This window comes from Chthonomonas sp. (assembly GCF_035294505.1).
Lineage (GTDB): Bacteria > Armatimonadota > Chthonomonadetes > Chthonomonadales > Chthonomonadaceae > Chthonomonas.
In genome coordinates this window covers 25,803-44,706 of record NZ_DATGKU010000067.1, presented here as the reverse complement: position 1 = coordinate 44,706, position 18,904 = coordinate 25,803, and the positions used below count along the sequence as shown (strand labels likewise).

Annotated in this window: 15 protein-coding genes; 5 read left to right on the top strand and 10 right to left on the bottom strand. The window is 55.4% G+C overall.

Annotated elements, in window-relative coordinates; all coding sequences use genetic code 11:
- Positions 1 to 485: 485 nt before the first annotated feature.
- Genes VKV18_RS03390 through VKV18_RS03375 form a run of 4 tightly spaced genes read right to left on the bottom strand, consistent with a single transcriptional unit; the run spans position 486 to position 3,348 of the window.
- Positions 486 to 1,646 (bottom strand): cysteine desulfurase family protein, encoded by a 1,161-nt coding sequence (locus tag VKV18_RS03390; RefSeq protein WP_324202821.1) that lies wholly within the window; start codon positions 1,644 to 1,646, stop codon positions 486 to 488.
- 5 nt (positions 1,647 to 1,651) lie between these two features.
- Entirely contained in the window at positions 1,652 to 1,951 is a 300-nt protein-coding gene (locus VKV18_RS03385) for a 4a-hydroxytetrahydrobiopterin dehydratase (RefSeq protein ID WP_324202820.1), read from the bottom strand.
- Between the two features lie 18 nt (positions 1,952 to 1,969).
- The gene (locus VKV18_RS03380; RefSeq protein ID WP_324202819.1) at positions 1,970 to 2,470 is read right to left on the bottom strand and encodes a hypothetical protein; all 501 of its coding nucleotides are present in this window, start codon (positions 2,468 to 2,470) and stop codon (positions 1,970 to 1,972) included.
- 44 nt (positions 2,471 to 2,514) lie between these two features.
- Complete coding sequence (locus VKV18_RS03375) at positions 2,515 to 3,348, bottom strand: PspA/IM30 family protein (protein ID WP_324202818.1); 834 nt, start codon at positions 3,346 to 3,348, stop codon at positions 2,515 to 2,517.
- Positions 3,349 to 3,852: 504 nt separating this feature from the next.
- Here VKV18_RS03375 and VKV18_RS03370 point away from each other — a divergent pair.
- Both VKV18_RS03370 and VKV18_RS03365 read left to right on the top strand, forming a co-directional pair.
- On the top strand, positions 3,853 to 4,686 hold the full coding sequence (locus VKV18_RS03370) for a DUF1559 domain-containing protein (protein WP_324202817.1): 834 nt from the start codon (positions 3,853 to 3,855) through the stop codon (positions 4,684 to 4,686).
- Positions 4,687 to 4,707: 21 nt separating this feature from the next.
- Complete coding sequence (locus VKV18_RS03365; protein ID WP_324202816.1) at positions 4,708 to 4,899, top strand: hypothetical protein; 192 nt, start codon at positions 4,708 to 4,710, stop codon at positions 4,897 to 4,899.
- A gap of 310 nt (positions 4,900 to 5,209) precedes the next feature.
- On the opposite strand, the gene VKV18_RS03360 is transcribed toward VKV18_RS03365, so the two are convergent.
- Complete coding sequence (locus VKV18_RS03360) at positions 5,210 to 7,717, bottom strand: alpha-ketoacid dehydrogenase subunit alpha/beta (RefSeq protein WP_324202815.1); 2,508 nt, start codon at positions 7,715 to 7,717, stop codon at positions 5,210 to 5,212.
- Positions 7,718 to 8,781: 1,064 nt separating this feature from the next.
- Between VKV18_RS03360 and VKV18_RS03355 the strand changes: the two genes are divergently transcribed.
- The 3 genes from VKV18_RS03355 to VKV18_RS03345 all read left to right on the top strand — a co-directional run bounded on the left by VKV18_RS03355 (position 8,782) and on the right by VKV18_RS03345 (position 13,305).
- Positions 8,782 to 9,699, top strand: coding sequence for a phytoene/squalene synthase family protein (locus VKV18_RS03355; protein WP_324202814.1), 918 nt, complete (start codon positions 8,782 to 8,784; stop codon positions 9,697 to 9,699).
- Positions 9,696 to 12,689 (top strand): beta-galactosidase, encoded by a 2,994-nt coding sequence (locus VKV18_RS03350; protein WP_324202813.1) that lies wholly within the window; start codon positions 9,696 to 9,698, stop codon positions 12,687 to 12,689. The genes VKV18_RS03355 and VKV18_RS03350 overlap by 4 nt, the downstream gene beginning before the upstream one ends.
- A gap of 82 nt (positions 12,690 to 12,771) precedes the next feature.
- On the top strand, positions 12,772 to 13,305 hold the full coding sequence (locus VKV18_RS03345) for a hypothetical protein (protein WP_324202812.1): 534 nt from the start codon (positions 12,772 to 12,774) through the stop codon (positions 13,303 to 13,305).
- A gap of 1 nt (position 13,306) precedes the next feature.
- On the opposite strand, the gene VKV18_RS03340 is transcribed toward VKV18_RS03345, so the two are convergent.
- Genes VKV18_RS03340 through VKV18_RS03320 form a run of 5 tightly spaced genes read right to left on the bottom strand, consistent with a single transcriptional unit; the run spans position 13,307 to position 18,859 of the window.
- On the bottom strand, positions 13,307 to 14,461 hold the full coding sequence (locus tag VKV18_RS03340) for a GntR family transcriptional regulator (protein ID WP_324202811.1): 1,155 nt from the start codon (positions 14,459 to 14,461) through the stop codon (positions 13,307 to 13,309).
- A 15-nt stretch (positions 14,462 to 14,476) separates the two neighbouring features.
- On the bottom strand, positions 14,477 to 15,292 hold the full coding sequence (locus tag VKV18_RS03335) for a phytanoyl-CoA dioxygenase family protein (RefSeq protein ID WP_324202810.1): 816 nt from the start codon (positions 15,290 to 15,292) through the stop codon (positions 14,477 to 14,479).
- A gap of 43 nt (positions 15,293 to 15,335) precedes the next feature.
- A complete protein-coding gene (locus VKV18_RS03330; protein WP_324202809.1) occupies positions 15,336 to 16,250 on the bottom strand; it encodes an ABC transporter permease in 915 nt (304 codons plus the stop codon).
- Positions 16,247 to 17,185 carry an ABC transporter permease gene (locus VKV18_RS03325; RefSeq protein ID WP_324202808.1) on the bottom strand — a complete coding sequence of 313 codons (939 nt, stop codon included), beginning with the start codon at positions 17,183 to 17,185 and terminating at the stop codon, positions 16,247 to 16,249. Before VKV18_RS03325 ends, VKV18_RS03330 begins: the two co-directional genes overlap by 4 nt.
- 3 nt (positions 17,186 to 17,188) lie before the next feature.
- Positions 17,189 to 18,859: a peptide ABC transporter substrate-binding protein gene (locus VKV18_RS03320; protein ID WP_324202807.1), complete on the bottom strand. Its 1,671-nt coding sequence runs from the start codon at positions 18,857 to 18,859 to the stop codon at positions 17,189 to 17,191.
- Positions 18,860 to 18,904: the final 45 nt, after the last annotated feature.

Below are 18,904 nucleotides of genomic sequence, written 5' to 3'. Positions count from 1 at the left end.
TCTGGCGAAACGGAGGCATCCGATCGCACCGGAACAACAGCGTAATCATTCATTGAGGCCACTCCTCGCTAGGTTCCTTTCACTCTCTCTACGGCACGCTCTTCGAAAAAGAATGTGCATTTTTTCACAGACCGATGTCATTGCATGCGTGGCTTCAGAAGCACCGGAAAACTTCGCTACAGGGTTGCCCCTGTAAAAGGAACATCCTCTCTAGGCGCCTGCGCCACGACGCCACCTAGAGTGTGAGAACGTTCTCGATAGGTGAGTATTTCATTCTTTGGAACAGCTCTCAAACACTCTGAATCGATTCGTGGGCGTTTAGAATCGCCATACTCCGAACCTACTTTGTATTATAAAGCATCTTAGGCCATTTGTCAAGTTATTTGTTAGGCCTGCCGCATGCCATTTTGATTACGGTTGCATCGAAGCACACAGTTCCCAACACTTGAAAACCGTAACAAAGAAGACATCCGTTTGCGACAAGCCTATAACGTCACGGGCTGTTTTGAGCGTAGATGCCCTACGGCCTGCTTTAGGACCTGCAGACAGTAGTCCAATGCCTCTTCGGTGGTGGCCCTGCCAAGGCTGAGGCGTAAGGCCCCGCGTATGCTATCGGCGGGCACGCCGATAGCCTGTAGAACATGACTCGGCTCATGCGAGCCTGCCGAGCAGGCCGCGCCGGCCGAAGCGCAGATACCTTCGGCATCTAAGCTCAACAGCAGCGATTCACCTTCAATGCCTTTAAAGCAGAAGTGGACGTTATTTGGCAAGCGGTATTGGCGATGACCGGTGAGTGTGGCTTCTGGAATGGCCTGCTCCACTTCCGCGATGAAGTGGTCACGAAGCCGTTGGAGCCTTTGGCTCTCACCCTCACGCTGCTCCATGACGAGGCTCACGGCTTTGCCTAATCCCACGATGCCGGGCACATTGAGGGTGCCACCGCGTCTTCCATTTTCTTGCCCACCGCCTTTTTGATACGGCTCGAAGGGGATACCGGAACGCACATAGAGAACGCCAATGCCTTTGGGGCCATAAAACTTATGGGCGGTGAGGCTCAGGAGGTCAATTTTCATTTTGCGCACATCTATAGGCAGGTAACCAAAGCTTTGCACGGCGTCGGTGTGAAACAGCACTCCCTTTTCCCGGCAGATCGCCCCAATCGCCTCGATGGGCTGCACAGTGCCGATCTCGTTGTTGGCGTGCATCACGCTAACCAAGACGGTATCTTTGCGAATACGACGCGCGACCTCTTCTGGAGCGATGAGACCTTCCGGGGAGACGGGCAGCATCTCTACTTCCCATCCGCGCCGGGCCAGGTCATGGAGCGGTTCGAGCACGGCGTGATGCTCAATGGGGGTGGAGAGAATATGGCGTCCATGTTCCGCAAGGGCATAGGCAACTCCGTAGATGGCCGCATTATCCGACTCGGTGCCGCCCGATGTGAACACGATCTCGTCGGGGTCGGCATGAAGGGCTTCGGCCACAACCCTTCGCGCTTCTTCCACCGCATGGCGTGCTTCTAGCCCGAGGGCATGGGCTGCAGAGGGATTAGCATAGGCTTGGATTAGGAAGGGCATCATGGCCTCTGCGATTTCGGGCAGGACGGGGGTCGTGGCTGCATGGTCGAGATAGATCGGCAACTGCATGGTTCTTAACCTCGTTCTGCATAGAAGCGATTCATGTGGCGTGCCAGCTGAAGATCGAGTTCGGTAACCCCTCCGGCATCGTGGGTGCTGAGCGCCACGTGCACGGTGTTGTAGACGTTGGACCAGTCGGGGTGGTGGTCCATCTTTTCGGCCATGAGGGCGACACGGCTCATGAACCCCCAGGCTTGCGAGAAATCGGCAAATTTGAAGGTACGCTGCAACTTATCGTCGTGATAGCGCCATTCAGGTAGCTCGGCAAGGGCCTGTTGAATCTGCGCTTCGGTTAGTTTAGAAGGTCGCGCCATGGTTAGTGCGCTCTCCTTTCAGGAATTTTCTTCTTTTTGGGGAGCCGAAGAGGTATCGAACTCAAGCAGTTCGAAGCGACGCAAGGTGGGGTCGAGGGCCTCACAAAGGGTTTTGTAGGATAGATCGAGCTTCCTACGGAGGTCACGGGCGACGGCCTCTTCCGGTGAGCCGGGGGGAAAGCGGGCGGGGTTGGCGCGTTCGGCATAGCGTTTATAGGCTGCCTGCACGGCCGTTAGATCGGCGCCGGGCTGCAGACCGAGAAGACGATAATGGTAGTAAAGGGGATCGGGTTCGGGAGTCGGAGAGGCCGCTTTTTGAGGGGGCCGCGTGCTCGATGGGGAGGATGCCGGCAAGGTGGAAGTGGAGGAATGAAGGGCCGAGTCAAGCTCCTCTGCGGCAAGCTCTTCCGAACTACGAAGTGGGTCGCTTGTGCGTTCTTCTTCCACACGATCGAACCACTCTTTGAGTTCGTTCAGCTTGCTACGCGCAATGCGATAGAGGCGGTTTGATAGGCTCATAAATGGTATAGCTTTTAGGCTCCTCAAGTGGGCACAGAATGAAACTACTGTTTGTTCTGGTTGTTCAGTTTGGCTTCAAGTTCGGCCAACTGCCTATCCAGCTCGCTTTCAGGCGCCGCGGAGCCGTTGGCACCGCTTCCGCCGGTTCCCACCGTCTGCACCTGTTGCTGATTAGCAGATACGTAGTTATTGGTGGTGCCGGTGCCCAGCGAGAGTTTCGCTTCGAGTTGTGCCAACTCTTGTTCCGCCTGTGCATCCATTTGAGAGGCTTCCAGTTCGCGGACACGCGCATCAATACTGGTGTTGGCGACCTCCGCGCGAGCGGCTGCCTCCGACTGCATGGAGCGAATACGCTCCTCCACGGCACCCCACTGCTGTTCATTATTACTGAACTGAAACTGATCGAGCGCTTTATTGATCTTTATCTCGATCTGCGCCTGTTTCATTTTGGCTTTGAGCGCGAGGGCTTGGGCCGTCTTTTGGCGGATGCGGTCTTCTTCAAGTTTAATGGCCGTTTTGACCTTTTCTGCGGCCTCAATGGCTTGAGCGAGGCTGGCGCGCATCTGTTCGAGGGTCTGTTCATGCTGGAGCTTTTCTCGGAGGAACTGTAGAGCTAATTCTCTATTGCCTCCTTGGAGAGCGATAGCCGCTTTCTTCTCCAGGTCGGCAACCAGTCGCTCCTCTTTTTCCACTTCGGCCTGCAGGTTGTTCTTCTGTGTAATGGCTTGAACGGCCAGTTCGCGATTTTTGATCTGGTTTTCACGCATCTCGCGAACGGCCTCGTTGATGATGACCTCAGGGTCTTCCCATTGGTCAAGTTTGCCACTTAGAAGAGCCATTAGGTAGCGCCAAAATCGTTTGAACGGGTTCGATGCCATAGCAAACCATCTCCTTCCTGAGATCCCTCAAAGGCGATCTCAGGTGCTTTATGCAAGGCAAGAAGCTTAGGGCAACGCTGCGGTTCTAAACCAACATACGTACGAGGCCATGAAACGTTTCATCCAGATTCAAGCGGACGCGATGCTCTCTTGCCCCAAAGCCCCTGCTTCCTTTTATTATCACATGTTTTGGCACGATTGTCAACTGTGATTCGGGCAAGGTTTTACGGGCGACCTGGCCGACTCGATAGATGTGTTCTTATCTGTTTCACTATTTAGCAACAGCGTTACGAAGTAAAAACCTACGAGCAGACGCGGAAATAGGAACTTTTGGGTGCTTGCCTACGTAAGCGCACTATAAGGTATAATACCCAATCAAAGGAGTATCTAACCTTAATCGGCCAAGTGCTGCCCATTAAAATGGAGCACAAGGCCAATACCGTGCGTTTTCGGCCAAAAGCCGAATTTAACTCTATCTCAACAAAAGTACTAGGAGGCTAAAAAATGAATCGATCTCACTCCAGAGCGTTTACGCTTATCGAGCTTCTTGTAGTCATAGCGATAATCGCTATATTGGCTGCGATCCTCTTCCCCGTTTTCGCCCAAGCGCGTGAAAAAGCACGTGCTATCTCTTGCGTCTCTAATATGAAGCAAGTGGAACTTGCATGGCAAATGTATATTCAAGATTATGATGAGCAGACGGTGCTTCCGTTTAACTCGCCCGGCCCCGATGTGTACCATCCCTTTCCTAAAGTCCTTTATGATCCAGGAGCTCCGCAGTGGTGGCCAGCTCTGCTCTATCCCTACTTTAAAACATGGGGTATTTTCCGATGCCCTGATAATGCAGACTCTTACAACATCTATGGCGGCGGCCCTTATGCCTGGTACTGGAACCAGATGCAGTTCTCCAGTGTGGGATATAACTACTCCTATTTAGGTCATTGGGATGGGTATTGCGATAAAAGTACGGGCATCGCGCTGGCAGCGATAAACAGGCCAGCTCAAATGCTAGCTTTCGTGGATTCGTCGTTTAGTTGGCCTGATACCGGCCTGGGGTTTTCCGATGTGAATGCACCGGATAGTGGAAAGTGGTACCCAGCACCCGATACCTGTGTATGGTCCGATGACTGGACTTGGCCGGCAAACTCTGCTTCTCCTACAGCCTTTGGAAGTATGGCGCCTCGTCATTCGGATGGGGTGAACGTAGGATGGGTAGACGGACATGTGAAATACCTGAAATGGCAAGCCACTATCGCCGGAACCAACTTCGGGCCGGGAGTGGCCTATACTTCTGTGCAGGTTACCAATCCAAGTCTGTACATCTGGGCGCCAAACTAATCAGGATTGAGGTGAGCCAACATGAAAAAGATAACTTACCTTCTTCTGCTTGTCGCCGCTGTTGGGGCTATTCAGATGGGGTGCTCCTCTAGAAGTAACAATGTGCCGACCCCCTCTTCATCCACGGTGCCATCAGGGAAAGCCAAGGCGAGTGCGAACGTGATGGCTGCCCCACCTGGTATACAAACAGGGCTACAAGGCGGGCGAAAGTAAAAATCCATTGCAAAGAACGGATCAAGGGGCGTAGAGACTCTGCTGCGCCCCTTCTTATACGTAAGACCTATTATTGGCTGTGCTGTGAACGCTTAAAAGCGCTACCCTACTCGCACAGCTCACCGGTTAGCAGATGGTAAGATACTTCCTGGTGTTGTGGGGGGGGCAGGAAAGCCACAATGATGGTGCCTCGATACCAACTGTAGCCTACGCATTGAAGCCGAACCGGAGTTCTTAGCAGAGAACTCCGGTTCTAGTTTGTCACTCCCATCTGTTGTTGCCCCCTGGAGGCAAGTGTTGTAATCTTTCTCTACACGCCCTCGCGGCTTCGCCGGAGCAGATCGTTACGGTCGCATACGCGCTTAGGCGTGTAGCCCGGCAACGGGAGGATGTGAGTGTGGATGGCGTCGAGGAGGTCGGAGGGATAGGGGAAGAAGCTCTCCTCGATCTCATCTGGAGGTGTTATCCAGTTGCGCGCGCCCACCACCACCGGAGGGGCATCGAGATCGTCAAACGCGAAATGGGCTATCTTGGCAGCAAACGTCTGTAAAATGCTGCCTCGCTCACATGCGTCGCTCGTCAGCAGAATGCGCCCGGTCTTCTTTACGCTCTCCAACACAGGAGCATAGTCGAAGGGCACAAGCGATCGCGCATCTATGATCTCGGCTCTGAGGTTATACTCCTTCTCCAAAATATCTGCAGCCTCTAGGGCGCGGTAGAGGGTGGCACCTACCGATAGAATGGTGATGTCTTCACCCGTTCGCTTTACATCCGGCAGGCCGATGGGTACCGTATATCGGCCTACGGGTACCCCCTCCACTCCATGGAACAGTTCCGGCTGGTCGTAGATACGTTGGCTTTCAAAGAAGATAACCGGATCGGTGCCTGTGAGGGCAGCGTACATAAGCCCCTTTGCATCGTAGGGTGTGGCCGGAAAGACCACCTTCAACCCCGGTATATGAGCGCATAGAGAGGTCCAGTCTTGGCTGTGCTGAGCGCCGTATTTGCTGCCGACGGAGACCCGCACGACTACGGGCATGCGCAGCAGTCCGCCCGACATGGCTTGCCACTTGGCAAGCTGGTTGAAAATTTCATCGCCGGCACGGCCAATGAAATCGCAATACATAATCTCAACAAGGGCGCGGCCTCCTTCAAGAGCGTAGCCCACGGCGGTACCCACAATGGCCCCTTCCGCAATGGGCGCGTTAAACAGGCGATGATAGGGCAAACTCTCCGTTAGCCCTTGATAGACGCCAAAAGCGCCACCCCAGTCGCGGTTCTCCTCTCCGTAGGCGATGAGAGTCGGATCGGTCTCAAAAGAGTCGAGAATCGCTTCAAAGAGAGCGTCCCGAATGCCGATGCAGCGGGATTTCGGTAGAAGCGTACCGTCGGGGCCGATGCCGGAACGACTGCGGGAAGCGAGCCGTTGCACCCGCGGGTTTTCGTGATGGGGGAGGAGAGTGACGGGCTTGCGTGTGTCATCCAACGATTCCAGATGCTGATTCGAGAACATGGTCTTCTCGAGCAAGCACCCTGGTTGAAAGAGATTCGCTCGAGGGGAGAGTTCGAGGTCAATCGCCTTCACATAGGCGCGCAGGATGGCAGCATCTACGGCCTGCTGCATCGCTTCCAGCTCGTTTTCGGTGGTAATGCCGGCCTCTAGCAGCTCGCGTCGGTAGGTGATGAGAGAGTCGATACGTTGCCACTCCTCCACTTCGCTTTTCTCACGATAAGAGGAGGCATCGGAGGGGGAGTGGCCGCTATAACGGTAGGTAACCGTATCGAGCAGCACCGGACCTTCGCCCTTCGCCAATATCTCCTTCTTGCGGGCAATGGCGTCAATAACGGCTAGTGGATTATAGCCATCAACGCGCTCGGCGTGCATTTGGTTTGCATTGAGGCCTGCGCCCACGCGCGCTAGGATGCCAAATCCGCCAGTCTCTCCAACAAGCTGCCCTCCCATGCCGTAGAAGTTGTTAACGAAGTTGAAGATGATGGGCAAGCCTCCTCGGTAAGGCTCCTCGAAAAGGGTTTTGAACTGATCCATATTGGCGAAGCACATGGCCTCCCAGGTGGGGCCGCAGGTAATGGCCGCATCCCCGATATTACAGATGACGATGCCCGGCTTCTTCTGAACCCGTTTGTAGAGCGCCGCCCCTACCGAGATGTCGGCAGAGCCGCCCACAATGGCGTTATTGGGGTAGATGCCGAAGGGAGGGAAGAAGGCGTGCATCGAGCCGCCCATACCTTTGTTAAAGCCCGTTTCTCTTCCAAATATCTCGGCCAAGGCTCCATATAGAAGATAATCCATGGCCAGATTCCGAACCCCCGATCCTGTGTGCAGGGGAGGACCCCCCGGAGCCTGTTCTACCCTCTTCTCCACCACCCGTAATGTGGCTCCATCCCAATACCGCTCCATGATCTGTTGGAGGGTCTCTTCCGGCAGCTTTTCTATGGCGGAAAGCCCTTTGGCCAGTATTTCACCATGACTGCGATGGCTGCCGAAAATATGGTCGTCCACATCCAATAAAAAGGCTTGGCCTACGGCGGCGGCCTCTTGACCGATGGAGAGATGGGCAGGCCCCCGATGGTTGTACTCGATTCCGCGATAGGCTCCCGTTTTCTTCACGCTATCGAGCATGCTCTCAAAAGTACGGATGATCAGCATGTCTCGATAGATACGCAGCAGGTCTTCTCGGGCAAACCGATCAAGCTCCTCTTTAAGCGTGCGATGGTACTGGTTCAGCGGGATGGGGGTGAACTCTATTTGACCCGCACGTAGCATTTCGTCGGGCAGGATCATCAGCGATTTGGGCATCTTTTGTAACTCTATTTCCGTGGTGTTCTCGATCGTTCTGATCGTCTCTTAAAGAGAGAATACTTCATAGAGAAGGTTAGAATCAAGCTTTGTGAGGGGAAGAGGGGCTTAGGCGAGAAATCTTGCGTTTCAATCCATACCGGTTCTGAGGGCGAGGTGAGGGACTGTTGAGGCTAGCGTTTCTAGAGGCAGTTCGCACAGCAAGCCTGTCTTGCTCGCCCCCTATCCCGACCTTCCCCCTATTAGGGAGAAAGGGGGCGGTTGTGTTGAGTTTCCAGATGACAGCCTACCAAAAGAAACCGCGAGTTGGCTTATTGGTCTCCCCTCTCCCAAATTGGGGGAGGGGCGGGGGGGTGGGGGCTTGGAGAGCCGATGACACAATTGTCATTTCGAGCCGAAGGCGAGAAATCTTAAGTTCACTTCCCATCGGTTCTGAGGGATAGGGGCGGGGCTGACAGTCTCACGGTTCTAGAGCCAATTCGTATGGCAAGCCTGCCTTGTTCGCCCCCTATCCCGTCCTTTCCCCCTATTAGGGAGAAAGGGGGCGGTTGTGGTTAGTTTCCGAAGGGAAGATTATCACAGAAAACTGCCAATGAACTTGTTGGTCTCCCCTCTCCCTGATAGGGGGAGGGGCGGGGGGGTGGGGGCTTGGAGAGCCGATGACACAACTGTCATTTCGAGCCGCAGGCGAGAAATCTTGCGTTTCCATTCCCACCAGTTCTGAGGGGGAGAGCGTGTGCCTTGAGTGGGAGGACGTCGGTGGCGCCCCATGTCACCTCGAAGCGACGCAGAGAGGTCTTCTCATTTCATTGATGGTGCTATTTTTGTTGGGCAGGCACAAGGCCTGCCCCTTGAAGGATTAACCAAGAGATTGCTAGGCAAAGAAAACAGAGAGTTAGCGTGTTGATCTCCCCGACTGCCGAGATGGGCTACCTGTGTCAATTGGGCGCTTTTTGAAAGGGGAGAGCGAGATGAGAACGAGAAAAGGGTAGCAGCCAAAAGCAGGGGCTTTATGCCAGATCGGGTAAACTTATCTAGCAATTTTTGGGGTTTCTAGGAGAGCGATGCCTCAGTCCGACAGGACTTCTTACCGGTCTAGGGAAGATCGTCTTAAAGCCTCTTATCGCTATTGCGAGCGGATCGCGCGGTCGCAAGCACGCAACTTCTACTACTCCTTTGTGGCGCTGCCGCCGGCGCAACGCGCTGCCATGTGTGCGGTCTACGCTTTCATGCGCTACAGTGACGACGTTTCCGATGAGGCCGCCATCACAGATAGGTTCGCGGCCATTCAAGCTTGGCGGGCCGCTCTAGACCGCGCTCTTGAGGGCGATTATGGGGACAGCCTTATCCTACCGGCCTTTCACGATACCGTCTGTCGGTATCAAATCCCCGTCCAGTTTTTCTACGAGCTTATCGAAGGTACAGCAATGGACCTGACCCATGCCCGTTACGCCACCTGGGACGATCTCTACCTCTACTGCTATAGGGTGGCCTCTGTTGTGGGGTTTGTGTGCCTCTACATTTGGGGCTTCGATGCGGCGGAAGGGAAAGCCCTGCGTTACGCCGAGGCCTGCGGCATCGCCTTTCAACTCACAAATATTCTACGCGACATCGGCGAGGATTACGACCGCGGACGCATCTATCTCCCTCAAGAAGACATGCGGCGCTTTTGTGTTTCTGAAGCCGATATTGAAAAGCGCTCTCTTTCCGATGCCTTTCAGGCTCTCATGCGTTTCGAGGTGGAGCGCGCGCGCCACTACTATACCGAGGCCAAAAAGCTGCTCCCCTTCTTATCGAAGGAGGCGCAACCGACATTCGCTATCATGTACCGCATCTATCGAGGAATTTTAGATGAGATCGAACGGAACAACTACGATGTCTTTTCCCATCGCGCGCGCGTGAGCACTTTGAAAAAAGTGCAGTATGTGCTGGAGGCATGGGTTCGTCAACACCGAGCTTTGGAGCTTGAGGAGAAAGAATGAATCGGTTTTCTTTACCCTGCTTGGGGCTTCTCGTGGCGCTTTTGCCATTAACGGCCTCTGCAAACGACTCGATGTTTCCGCCGACTTCGGCAGCAAAACCTTTCATTGATATAGATGGAAAAGGGTTTCTCATTCACGGTAAGCGCACATTTATTGTTTCCGGTAGCATGCACTATGCTCGTGTGCCGCGTGCTCTTTGGGCCGATCGGCTGCTTCGCATGAAACGCGCGGGGTTCAACACGGTGCAAAGCTACCTCTTCTGGAATGTGCACGAACCGGAAAAAGGAGTTTGGAATTTTAAGGGGCGAGCCGATCTCGATGCGTTCCTAAAGCTTGTGAAAAAAATGGGCATGTACGCCACATGCCGCGTAGGGCCTTACTACTGTGCCGAGTGGGATAGCGGAGGCTACCCGGTTTGGCTTCGCTTCGTGCCGGGCCTGCGCGTGCGAGAACCAAATGCTCCCTTCGAGAAAGAGGTAGGCCGCTTTTTTGATAAACTGTTGCCTATTGTTGCAAGCAACCAGATCAATCACGGTGGTTCCGTTATCCTGGTACAGTTAGAAAACGAGCATCCGTTGGGATGGGGCACGGACATGCCGAACTCCTATTTCCGGTTTTTGTATAATAAAGCCGTTCAAGACGGCATCCAGGTGCCTTTCTTCTTTAGTGGGCTTCATCACTCCTCCGACCCGGCCGGCAATGAGCCATGGGGCAGCGCCGGGCGCACCAGCCCATGGTACTGCACGGAGTTTTGGCCGGGCTGGTACAACCTCTATGGCGCTTTGCCGCCCGATAGAGAGCGTTATTTCACACGCGGTACATGGAAGATCATCGCCTATGGAGGCAACGGCTACAACTACTACATGTTGCACGGCGGCTCGAACTTTGGCTATACCAACAACGATGAAGACGCAGCCAGCTACGACTACGCCGGCGCCATCGGCCAAGCGGGCGATCTGCGGCCCATCTACTATCAGTTTAAGCGTGCAGCATGGTTTGCAAGAAGCTTTGCCTCTATTCTAGAAGATAGCGACAACACCACCGAAACCTACGCTCATTGCACAAGTAATCCGGCCATTCATGTGACGGCGCGAACCGCTCCGACGGGTACCCTTCTCTTTCTGGATAACCCTACCCATACAGTACAAACCACAGCGCTGTCTCTGGAAGGAGATGAGGTGGTGCCGAATCTAGAGGTAGCGCCGGGTGAGATTCGGCCCATCATCCTTCATTATACGCTGCTTCCGAATGTGACCCTGCAGCTGGGGCTTGCGCGAATCTACGCCATTTGCCAGCAGGCAAATATCACGACCCTGGTGGTCAACGGTCCTACAGGAAGGGGAGCCACAGAGCCGTTGGTGTTTCGAATATCGGGCGCCCCGGTCAGACAGATTTTATTAGGTAAACAGGCGATGAAGCTTGCGGGAGATGTGCTGACTGTTATGCCTCACTATCCGGCGGCGGGCGCAGAAACGTATGCCTTTCAGGTAGGTAACCGAATCGTGCGGGTTTTAGCGGTAAGCGAACAGACCGCCGACCGCACTTGGTTTGTGGAAGTGGCGGGGCGCCATTATGTGATCCTCGGCCCGCGCTATGTTGGCGAAGTGCATTTAAAGAATGGACATCTTCTCGTGAATGCGGAGCGCCCGGCGGGAGTATCGCCGGATGCGGTAGATGCGGCAAGTTGCGTTTATGGCCCAACGCTCCTGCCTAGCAAGCTGATGGCTCAGCCTCTTCCCGTCTCTCCGTTGAACTTTCAGGTGGCGCCTAAACTCTCCGGGTGGCAGGCTTTGTTGGCCGATAGAGAGGCCGCGCCCGACTACTCCCCAAAGGGCTGGCTTGAGAGTCGCGACCCCGTAGAGATGGGAGCAGATGGCTATAACGGAGCCTATGCCTGGTATCGTACCACCCTGCAGGTGCCGAAAGCTGGCGTCTATACGCTGCACTTTAGCGATGGGGGCGACTGGCTGGATGTATTTGTTAACGGGCATAAGGCCGCCGAAAGCCGCATCGTTCCGCGAACCGATCATCCTGTCAGCCACGACATCACCGTAACCCTGCCAGCGGGGCATGTTACTTTGGCCGTGCTTACCGCGCATTATGGGCGGCCGAAGCGTTTCTCCTATCTCGGGCCGCTCGATGTGGTGGATGTAAAGGGGCTTAAGGGGTCGGTAACCCTAATGGCCGGCTCTTTTAACGGCATACCTCTGGAGCAATGGTATTGGATGCCCACTAGCGCAAAGTCGGCGGTTCCTGACGCAGTGGATACAAGCCACTGGCAAACGGCCAAGACAGGGGAAGACCTTTTTCACGGGCGCCGTGGCTATGTTTGGGCGGTTGCCTCCTTACCCGATATTCCGGGAGCGCACCATCTACTGCATTTTGAGAATGTGGATGACAATGGAGATATCTATCTCAACGGGAAGTTCTTGTTCCACCACGAAGGGTGGGGTTCGCCGTTCGATGTCAATTTAGATGCGGCGTGGAATGTGCAAGGCGCCAACCTCCTAGCCGTTCGAGTGCAAAATACGGACGGGCCTGGAGGGATTATGGGGCCGGTGACCCTGAGGGTACTACAAAGCGATGAGGTTTGGCCGGTACAGCACTGGGCGATGCACGGAGGTGTGGACGAGGGCAGCGTGTCGAAAGGGCTTTGGCGTCCGTGGCCGGCGGCGAAAGCGACCGATGTGCCGACGTTTTATCGGGCGACTTTTATCGTTACCCCTCCGAGAGAAGTTGGCCCTCATCCCATCTTGCGTTTCTCCACGCGGGGGCTTTCGCGTGGATTTGTATGGCTTAACGGCCATAATTTAGGCCGCTATCCGGAGAAGATACCTATTGACGGCTACTATTTGCCTGAATGCTGGCTGAAGCCGGGGGTTAACGAGCTGTTGGTGTTCGATGAGGAGGGCTACGCCCCCGCAGAGGCGCACCTATGGATCGAGCAGGCTGCAAGCCGTACGGTCTATAGGCTAGTAGAGGCCCCCTGAGTTGCAAGTTGCTTCCAGCCCTTGAGGGCAACCGTCGCCCGTGATCTCTGGATAGAAGCGGTGTTGAAGGTACAATGGGGGCATGGCACGGGCGGTGGGTTTTCTGCTTCTCACGGCGCTGGCGGGGCTGGTGGCGTATTGGCTGCTGGCACCGCGTCTTCTGCACACAACCTCTACGAAGCCCAGCCCTCCGGTGCCTTCCACAAGGGCACCTGCCGCCTCCTCGCCGGCTGCTCCCAGCTCTACCGTTTCACCGAGCGCTTCCGCACAGCAACCGCCTAACATCCCTCCTCCATTAAGCCAAGAGCAGCAGAACGACATCGCTCGTGAAAACCAGCGAGCACCCTACTACGACTGGCTACGCTCTGCCTCCAACGGTCTTGTGCAACAAGCCTACGCCGACACTGATCGCACCGTTCTTATTGTTCAACTTTCAGGAGCCGAGCCAAACGCCCTAACCATCTTGTTTGAGAAGGCCATTGTGCCCTATGCAAATCGCTACGGCTTCCTGCATGTGCGTTTCTACGTGCCGGTATCGCCGGACAACCCCGCGGATAGGCAGCTCTACGCCGAGGCCTCTCTCACCAATAACAGCTGGCAGCTTTTCTTCCGTTGAGTCAATCGGCAGGGCCTGTTGCCGTATCTAAAAGGGTAAGGGCGGCTCGTTCGGCAGAATGCGACCATTGAACCGGCGAAGTAAGGCGTTGAATGAGAACCATGGTAACGTAACGATGTTGGAAACTGCCTGTTAACAAGTTATGACGCCGTTCCCACAAAATATCGGCGGCCGTACGTCCTATTTCGTGCCAAGGCAGGCGAAAAGAGGAGATATTATGAATAGCCACTTCCGGTTGATCGTCGAAGCCCACGATAGCCGGCCAGCGGTTATGGGGGATGTTGGCGCTCTGTAGGGCACGAAGAAGCCCAAGCGCCGCCGAATCGTTGGCGCAGACTACGGCCGTAACGTCCTCCCGCAGCGCAAGGGGCTGGGCGGCGGCGTAGGCGAGGGCTTCCATGGAGTAAATCGTTTGATAAGAGAGACTCTCCGGTGGGTGATAGGCCAGCCCTTGAGGCGATAGCCCAACCTGGAGAATGGCCTCTTTCCACCCCGCTTCGCGCTGCACAGACCAGTCGAACACGAGGTCGAGGTCGTTTTTATGAAGCCCCAGGAAAGCGATGCAGCGGTGCCCCAGTTGAAGAAGATGCTGTGTTGCCCTTCGTCCTCCGTCGCGATCGTCGAAGGAGACGTGGTCGCACATGCGAAGAAAGGCGTTTGAGGAGCGGAACTGTACTTTGGGCACCCGACGCATTTTGGCCTCTTGCGGCCAGACGGGGTTCTCTTCATCGAAATAGAAGATACCGGCTATCGGAGGTAACTGCCTTTTGTGTGTGCAGTGGGCGAACATTTCGTGGGTTAAAACCAGGGTTGCCCCGCCTAAGGCGGCAATGCGCTCTTCAAAGCCTTCTCGCGTTTGCCAGGTGTGCCACCGAGAGCGCTCCAAACTGCGAACCAGCATGACATAAAATTCAGAAGGCGGTTGTGTTGGAGGGCCAATAAAGGTTCCTACGCGGGGTATGGTGTAGATAAGGCCTTCGGCTTCAAACTCTTTAAGAATTTGCCAAACCAGCATGGCCGAAAGACCAAACGTATCCGCAAGCTCACGTACTGGCGGTAACAGTTTGTTGGGTTTGGCTTGATTCCGAAGGCACTCCTCACGAATATAGGACTTCAGCTGGGCCTTTTTATACTCTGTTTCCCGCCGGGACGCCATGCAATAACCGTCTCCTTATTCACCGTAGGCTTGCGCAAGTTGAAGAGCGCGCTCTACCTCCTCTTGCCACGTGTTTGCCACTCGTTTACCATACGTACGTGTGCCGTCATCCGTTTCGGGACCTGTGAGAGGAATGCGTCTTTCGAGAGGATAGCCACCATCGGCAGCGTAGTTGCCGTTATGGAAGTGGAACGCGGCACCGGCTCTCTCCCTATCGGAGTGGTTCGCCTTTGTGCAGTGCGGAGTGCCATAGGCAAAGAAGACAACCCCACCTGCAGGCAGTTCGATGGGGATGGCCCTCTCTTCTGGCGGATAGCAGCGAATATGATGGTCACTTTCCGGATCGCGGCTATGAGGCAGCTTTTCGCGGAAGGCATCCGGGATGATGTGCATGGTGCCGTTCTCCACCGTGGCCTCGTGCACGGCTATCCAAAGCGCTGTGCCTTTAAGCGGGTCTTCTAACGCGAAATAGGCGTTGTCCTGGTGCCAATTGGTGCCGGCTCCATGATGCGCCGGTTTAAGGAAAATCTGGTCGAGATGGAGCAGCACGGGGTCTCCAATAAGCTGCCGAACAGCCTCTACAACTTTCGGCTCGAAGGGGAGCGCTCGAAAGAGAGGGCTTTTGTCGGCCATGGGGCACAGTTGAAGGTTTTGGCGGGTTTTGGAGTGGGTTTTTCCGTCTCCCTCGGTGGTGACGTTGCGAAGCAAACCTTCTCGCTTAAAGCGCTCGACTTCGGCCTGCATGGCGGCCACCTCGCGTGGCGTCCAAAACTCCGGCAGGGCCAAATAGCCATGCTCTTTGAAAAAGGCGACTTGCTCTGTAGTAAGCATCAGGATACTCCTGAATTAAGCGGTGATATACTCTCATTATATCCTACTTTATTCCGCGTTGACGTGGGTCAAGCGCATCGCGCAGAGCGTCGCCAAGAAAGTTGAAAGCCATTACGGCCACTGCCAATAGAATGCAGGGTGCGATAAGCATTAGCGGGAAAGTCTCTTTGTAGGGAAGAGCGTCAAAGATCATGCGGCCCCAACTCGGGTAGGGAGGCTGCACCCCAAGGCCTAAGAACGACAGCGTGGCTTCGGCAATGATGACACCGGCAACATCCTGAGTGGTTTGCACCAATACGGGGTCAAGCAGGTTCGGCAGAATATGCCGCCAAACGATCTGCCAGTTGGGCACCCCAATGGCGCGCGCGGCCTCAACGAATTCGCGATGGCGGAGGGCTGCGGCCTGTCCGCGCACCAGTCGCGCAAGGGGGGGCCAGCTTACAATGCCTAAGGCGAAGAAGAGGGTCAGCACATTGAGGGTAGGCGAGACGGGCTGAGTTCCTGAATTGAGAATCGCCATAAGCAGAATGGCCAGCAGGAGATCGGGGAAGGCAAACATCACGTCGGTGAGACGCATGAGGATCGAGTCGATTCTGCCTCCATAGTAGCCGGCGATAAGACCGAGCGGTAGGCCGATCAGCACCTCGAGAAGCACGGTTACGATGCCGACTCCCAGCGAAACCCTGGAGCCATAGATGAGACGGCTTAGGATGTCTCGGCCCAAATTATCGGTGCCAAGCAAGTGATGGCCGTCCGGTTTAGATGGAACGGAGAAGTAACGCGTCGTATCCTCAAAGTCGTAACGATAGGGGGCGATAAGCGGTGCGAAGAGAGCCATAAGCACGAGCAAGAAGATGGTCGCTAAACAAAACCAAACCACACGATGGCGCAGCAGTCGGCGCAGGGCTTGCCGGCTTGGACTGAGGGCTTTGTAGGTGGATAGCTCTTCTGCCGTCATTGGGAGGCGCCTCCTGTGAGGCGGGCGCGCGAATCGAACCAACCGTAAAGAATATCAACGAGCAGATTCACGGCCACGAAGATCAGTGCGACAAATAGGGCGGTCGCTTGAATGATGGGATAATCGCGCGCGGAGATAGAGCGCACCGATTCATAGCCGATGCCCGGCACCTGAAAAATGGTCTCTACCACAAAGGAGCCGGTCAGGAGGTAGCCTAGTGTCGTTCCCAAAACGGTGAGAACCGGCAGAAAGGCGTTTTTCAGGCCATGGCGCCATACGGCCTGTGCACGAGTAAGCCCTTTGGCCAAGGCCACGCGAATATAGTCTTGTTGAAGAACCTCCAAAAGCGAGGAGCGCATCATGCGGGCAACGAGCGCTGCCGAACGCGCGCCTAAAGTAACGGTCGGCAAGATGGTGCTGGCCGGTGTGTCCCACCCGCTAACAGGTAGCCAGCCAAGCCGTACCGCGATGAAGAGCACCAAAAGAGGGCCGAGTACAAAGGAGGGCACGGAAACAAGCAGTACGACAACGGCCATTAAGGCTCGGTCGAACCAGGAGTTATGATAGTAGGCGGCCAGCAAACCGGCAGGCACCCCCACAAGAAACGTAAAGAGAAAAGCCTGAAGGGCGAGTTGGGCGGTGACCGGAAAATCGCGCGCGAAAATGCGACTAACCGGCTCTTGCCCATGTACGAACGAACGGCCTAAATCGCCATGCAAAAGCCCGACGAGATAGGCTCCGAACTGAACGAGGATGGGACGGTCTAACCCGTAGGCATGCTCTAAAGCCCGTCGTGCTTGGGGGGTGCCCTTACCGCCGAGAATGATGTCAATGGGGCTGGCCGGAGCAAGGCGGGCAACAACGAACACGATGAACACAATGGCCAACACCATCGGAACGGCTACGGCAAGCCGGCGTAGGATGTAGAGCAACATGGGCTAGACCGTGGTGGTGGTATAGGGTAGGTGTCCCAGAAGGCTGTCGCGAATGCCGTGCACATAGGGACGAATCAGTTCAAGGTCTCGCTGGAAATAGAGGGGAACCCAAGGACAGTCGTCGAGGGCGATCTGTTCCGCTTTTTGATAAAGGGCATAGCGTTTTGCGCGGTCTAGCTCGCCATCGGCCTTATCGCAAAGGGCGTCGAACATGGGGTTGCTGTAACCCACGTCGTTGTAGGGATGATCTTCCATGCCGTTAACCTTATGGCTTGTGTGCAGCAGCACGGAGAGAAAGTCTTGTGGGTCGAGGTAGTCGGCCCCCCAACTGGCCAGCGAGAAAGGCATCGTTTTTTGGTCGCTCTCTTTCAAAAACTGTCCCCAGTCCATGCCTTGGCACTGCACCGTGATGCCAAGGTTGTTTTTCAGCTGATAAGCTACCACCTGGGCGGCTGCAGCAACCTCCGGCATGTCGTTGCGGTAGGTAAGCGCCAGCGCAGGAAACGGCTTTCCACCCGGCCCATAGCCGGCCTGTGCCAGCAACGCTCGCGCCTGTGTGGGGTTAAAGGGTATCGGCTTGGCCGTGGGCATGTAGCCTCCCATTCCGGGGGGCACAATGCTGTTGGCCGGTGTCATCACATTCTTCAGCGCGACCCGCACGACCTCCTGCTTGTCTATAGCCATGTTGAAGGCAACACGCACCGGCTTGCTGACAAAGGGCGAACCGGCCGCCGCTTGGTTCAACGCTAAATACCATATTCTCGCCCGTGGAAAGCTGTGCAGATCGGGTTTGAGTTTGGGGTCTTGGTTCACATGGTCGAGGTCGGAGGGGGCGATGCCGACGAGGTCGAGTTCGCCTGCCTCATACTGGTTGAGACGTGTGGAGGCGTCGGTAAGAACCGGACGAACGATAGAGGAAAGCTTTGGGCGGCCTCCATGATAGTCTGCAAAGGCGGTGAGCACAATGCGATAGTCGCTGCGGTAGTCTTGAGGAGAGGCGATGCGGAACGGGCCGCAACCTACGGCTGAGGTGGCGTCAATGATGCCGCCGGTGCGTTCAATGGCCTCTTTACATACGGCATAACCCGTCGGATAGGTCATCTTATCGAGCCAGTAGGATTTTGGTGAGTCGATGGTTATCTGAAGGGTGTAGGGATCGAGCACTTTCACGCCGGCTACGCCTTTTGCTTTCCCTGCCCGACAGTCGAGTGCCCCTACGATGTCGTTCAGGTAGGTGTAGGCGGTTTGGGAGTTGGTGGCCGGGTCGCAAGCGCGTTCTATACTGTACTTGAAGTCTGCCGCGGTGACCTCGCGCCCATTATGGAATCGCACGCCGCGCCGGAGATGAAAGGTGTAGGTGCGTCCTCCGTTGCTAACCTCCCATCTCTCTGCCACGCCAGGGACAACCTCGCTCTTGGTATTCCAAATGACAAGGCCTTCGTAGATGTTCTGAAGCAGGTCAATGGTGGTGCCATCCTGAACGGTGGCGGGGTCGAGGGTGGTTGGTGGGGATGTAAGAGGATAGCGAAGCGCGTTTCGCTGCTCGGTGGCGTTTTGGCTGCGGCCGGTGGTGCAGCCGGTGAGAATGGAGAGAAGCCCGCCGCTTCCCATCAAGAGGGCCTCGCGACGGGAGAGGGGGGTGATTCGGTTTTCTTTGGAATGGCTGTGCGGCACGAATACGACGCTCCTCTAAAGAGTTTGAAGGCTTAACTCAGAACC